We start from the raw sequence: 4115 nt of genomic DNA on the forward strand, positions 1-4115 counted from the left end.
CGCGCGCGCCGTCGACGTCGAGCGCGACGGCTCCGGCCGGGTGAGTGCCGTCGTGTTCGTCGTCGGGCCCGAGAGGCAGCGGCACGTCGTGCGCTGCGAACGCCTCGTGGTCGCCGACGGCGTGCGGTCGCCGCTGGGCAAGGTGCTCGGTCGGGAGTGGCACCGCGACACCGCCTACGGGGTCGCCGGCCGCTCCTACGTCAAGTCCGGCCGCTTCGACGACCCGTGGATCTCCTCCCACCTGGAGCTGAGGGCGGAGCCCGGCGGGGGCGCCGGGCTACGGGCGGCGAACGACAAGGGCGCGTTGCTGCCCGGGTACGGCTGGATCTTCCCGCTCGGCACGGCCGGCGAGGGCGGAGAGGTCAACCTCGGCGTCGGTGCGCTGGCCACGGCCAAGCGACCGGCGGCGCTGCAGATCCGTCCGCTCATGGAGTACTACGCCGAGCTGCGGCGCGAGGAGTGGGAGCTCGGGCCCGACCTGCGGCTGCCGACGTCGGCGCTGCTGCCGATGGGTGGCGCGGTGTCGGGTGTCGCCGGACCCAACTGGATCCTCGTCGGGGACGCGGCGGGGTGCGTCAACCCGTTGAACGGGGAGGGCATCGACTACGGCCTGGAGACGGGGCGCGTCGGCGCGGAGCTCCTCGCCTCACGCACCGACGTCGCCGAGGCGTGGCCCCAGCTGCTGACGGGCCACTACGGCGAGGCGTTCTCGATCGCGCGTCGTCTGGCCGGGCTGCTCACAGTGCCGCGGCTGCTGCCGACGTTCGGACCGCTCGGCATGCGCTCGCAGACCCTCATGACCGTGGCGCTGCGGGTGATGGGCAACCTCGTCACCGACGAGGACCGCGACGTCACCGCGCGCCTGTGGAGGTGGGCGGGACGGCGGTCGGTCGCGCTCGACGACCGACCGCCGTTCACCGCCTGACCGGTCCGCTCAGGAGGCGGCGGGCGGGTCGGACTTCTTGTTGACCTCGGGCAGCTTCTCGCCGGAGTCCTTGAACGACAGTGCCGTGAAGACGGTCAGCGCGATCGCGGCGATCCAGACGATGTAGCCGGACCAGCCCGGGCCCACGCTCACGTCGACGCCCATGCCGGACGGGACGTCGCCGCCTTCGGTGAGCGGACGCAGGACGAGCAGGATCGTGCCGAGCGCGGCCGTCGCGAGCGCCACCAGGCGCCACGGGACACCGTCGGGGAGGTTCTGCGCGGCGAAGGCCTTCACCGCGACCACGACGACCGCGACGATGACGAGCAGGATGCCCAGCGTCGCGAAGCTGTACCAGGCGTTGCGGCCGGCCGAGGTGTTGACGGCGAAGTCGCCGCTGCCCTTGACCGAGGCCGTGACGAAGGCGTCGAAGAACGAGAACAGGATCGCGACAGCGCCCGCGACCAGGGCACCCTGGTCGAACTTGGAGAGCGCCTTGAAGTCGGCTGCCATGAGGAACCTTCCGTTGCTGAGAAAAGGATGAAGAACGGGAACAACCTAGTCCCTCGTCCCACTTGAGGGGAACAGGCTCGCGGTGTGAGACCGTGCGCACCCGTCCGCGAGTGCTCCGGACCCCTCCCGGGGCAGCCCGGAGGCGGGCCTGAGACCCCGGCGAACACCTGCCAAGAAGAGGCTGAGAGTGGAATCCCCGGTGCGTCCGGTGCGTTGCACTGGTACAGACACGATGGGAGGCGTATTCACATGACGTCAACGAGGCACGAGAGCGCCGAGGGCAAGGACAGCGTCGGCATGTACCTGGCCGAGATCGCCCGGACGCCGCTGCTGGACGCCGCCCGCGAGGTCGAGCTCAGCCGCAGCATCGAGGCGGGCCTCTACGCCCAGCACCTGCTCGACGAGGGACGCATCGGCCGCGCGAAGGGCGGCGCACCCAAGCGGGCCACCCGCGAGGAGCTCGAGTTCATCGCGGCCGAGGGCGAGCGCGCCCAGCAGGAGTTCATCAACGCCAACCTGCGCCTGGTCGTCTCGATCGCGCGCAAGTACGGCCGCTCCGCGATGCCGATGCTCGACCTGGTGCAGGAGGGCAACACCGGCCTGATACGCGCCGTCGAGAAGTTCGACTACGCGAAGGGCTTCAAGTTCTCCACCTACGCCACCTGGTGGGTGCGTCAGGCGATCACCCGCGGCATCGCGCAGCAGGCGCGGGTCGTGCGGCTGCCGGTGCACGTGGTGGAGGAGCTGAACCAGGTCACGGCGGCACGCCGGACGCTCGAGCGCACGCTCGGCTACGACCCCGAGCCGCAGGAGATCGCCGACGAGCTCGGCATGGACGTCGACCGCGTCATCGACCTGCTGTCCTGGGGTCGCGACCACGTCAGCCTGGACACCCCGGTCGACGAGGACGGCGACACCTCGCTCGGTGACCTCATCGCCCGCGAGACCCAGCCCGGCCCCGACCTGGCGGTCCTGGACGACGAGACCAAGCACCTGATCAGCTCGCTGATCGACCACCTGGGCCCTCGCGAGGCCGACATCGTGCGGGCGCGCTACGGCCTGCTCGACGGGCGCCAGCAGAAGCTCGCCGACATCGGCAAGCGCCACGGCATCTCCGCCGAGCGCGTGCGCCAGCTCGAGCGCCAGGCGCTCGTCACGCTGCGCAAGATCGCCGACCCCGACCTGGCGGCCTGACACCCCCTCGGACCGCCAGCCCGAAGCCGCCCTGCCACCCCCGACAGGGCGGCTTCGTCGTGCCTGGGTCGACCGGCTGCTCAGTGGTCGGACGTGAGGCGCGCCCAGAGCGCGTCGACCGCCGCGAGCAGGTCCTCGCGGCTGCCCTGGTTGTCGAGCACCTCGTCGGCCGCCGCGAGCCGCTGCTCACGGCTGGTCTGGGCGGCCAGGCGGGCGCGGGCGTCGTCCTCGGCCATGCCGCGCTGCTCGACCAGCCGCCGCACCTGCAGCTCGGGGGGCAGGTCGACCACCACGACGACGTCGCAGGCGGCGGCCATGCCCATCTCCACGAGCAGCGGGTGGTCGTGCACGAGGACGGCGTCGTCGGGTGCCGCAGCGACCCTCGCGGCCGCGAGGTCGCGGATCGCGGGATGGGTGATGGCCTCCAGGTCGCGGCGGGCGGCCTCGTCGGCGAAGACGACGGCACCGAGCGCGGGCCGGTCCAGCGACCCGTCGGCGGCGACCACGGCGTCCCCGAACCGTTCGCGGATCGCTGCGAGGCCAGGGGTGCCAGGCTCGACCGCCTCGCGCGCGAGCAGGTCGTAGTCGACGACGACCGCGCCGAGCTCGGCGAGCCGTGCGCTGACGGTGCTCTTGCCGGAGCCGATGCCGCCCGTGAGGCCGACGTGCAGGGTCATGTCAGCCCGTCGCCGCGTTGCCGTAGGTGGTCACGTGCACGTGGTCGACGTGGTTGGCGGTGTCGCCACCGCGGTCGCTCATGGGCCGCCAGCTCGCCGACGTGGCGGGCCGCCAGATGCGCTGCTCCCAGATCAGGTACTCGATGCCGAGCTCGCTGCGATGCTCCTGGAGGAAGGCGGCGATCTCGTCGCCGAGCGGGCCGCGCACCATGATGTCGAGCGCCTGCCCGGTCGCGTGCTCGCCACGTCCCGCGATGCCGCCGTACTCGCCGACCTGGGGGAAGCGCTCGCACACGGCCCGGAACACCTTGACGGTGTCGGGCTGCAGACCGGCCTCCGACATCTTGGGGCAGGGCTGCGTCCCGAGCGGGAGCTCGTCGGCGACCTGCCGCGACGGCACCCAGCGGGGCAGGTCGGCGAGGACCACCTCGGTCCAGCCGTCGCGGGTCCGCCCGGTGACGTCGACCTTCTGCCCGCGCTCGAGCCGCTTCAGCACCGGCGACGCGGAGTCGGCGTCGGCGTGCACGGCGACGCCGTCGTCGAGCGCGACCTGCTGGCCCTTGACGACCACCTGCACGGTGCCCTCGACGGGCAGCTCCGGACGCTCGGCGCTGCGGTTCACCTCCGGAGCCTCCTCGAAGGCCTCGGCGATGACGTCGTCCTGCACGGGCGCGGCGGCTGCGCGAGGTGCCGTCGTGGGAGCGTCGGGGCCCTGGGCCTGCACGACGGCGACAGCGGCGCCCAGCACGGCCACGACGCTCACGGCGGGGAGGACGACGGTGACGGCGCGACGCTGCCAGGACGGA

Annotated in this window: 5 protein-coding genes; 2 read left to right on the forward strand and 3 right to left on the reverse strand. The window is 72.5% G+C overall.

Going from position 1 to position 4115, the window contains the following annotated elements:
* Positions 1–925: FAD-linked oxidoreductase (locus tag NH339_RS17520; protein ID WP_253027283.1), on the forward strand; the 925-nt coding region annotated here is incomplete at its 5' end.
* Between the two features lie 9 nt (positions 926–934).
* On the opposite strand, the gene NH339_RS17525 is transcribed toward NH339_RS17520, so the two are convergent.
* Positions 935–1438: a hypothetical protein gene (locus tag NH339_RS17525; protein ID WP_253027284.1), complete on the reverse strand. Its 504-nt coding sequence runs from the start codon at positions 1436–1438 to the stop codon at positions 935–937.
* Between the two features lie 249 nt (positions 1439–1687).
* Here NH339_RS17525 and NH339_RS17530 point away from each other — a divergent pair, with 249 nt between their 5' ends.
* Positions 1688–2632, forward strand: coding sequence for an RNA polymerase sigma factor RpoD/SigA (locus NH339_RS17530; RefSeq protein WP_253027285.1), 945 nt, complete (start codon positions 1688–1690; stop codon positions 2630–2632).
* A gap of 80 nt (positions 2633–2712) precedes the next feature.
* On the opposite strand, the gene coaE is transcribed toward NH339_RS17530, so the two are convergent.
* Together coaE and NH339_RS17540 are read right to left on the reverse strand one after the other, a co-directional pair.
* Complete coding sequence (coaE, locus tag NH339_RS17535; RefSeq protein WP_253027286.1) at positions 2713–3309, reverse strand: dephospho-CoA kinase; 597 nt, start codon at positions 3307–3309, stop codon at positions 2713–2715.
* A gap of 1 nt (position 3310) precedes the next feature.
* The coding region (locus tag NH339_RS17540) for an SH3 domain-containing protein (RefSeq protein ID WP_253027287.1) at positions 3311–4115 on the reverse strand (805 nt) is incomplete at its 5' end.

It is taken from the genome of Aeromicrobium sp. CnD17-E (assembly GCF_024124745.1).
Lineage (GTDB): Bacteria > Actinomycetota > Actinomycetes > Propionibacteriales > Nocardioidaceae > Aeromicrobium.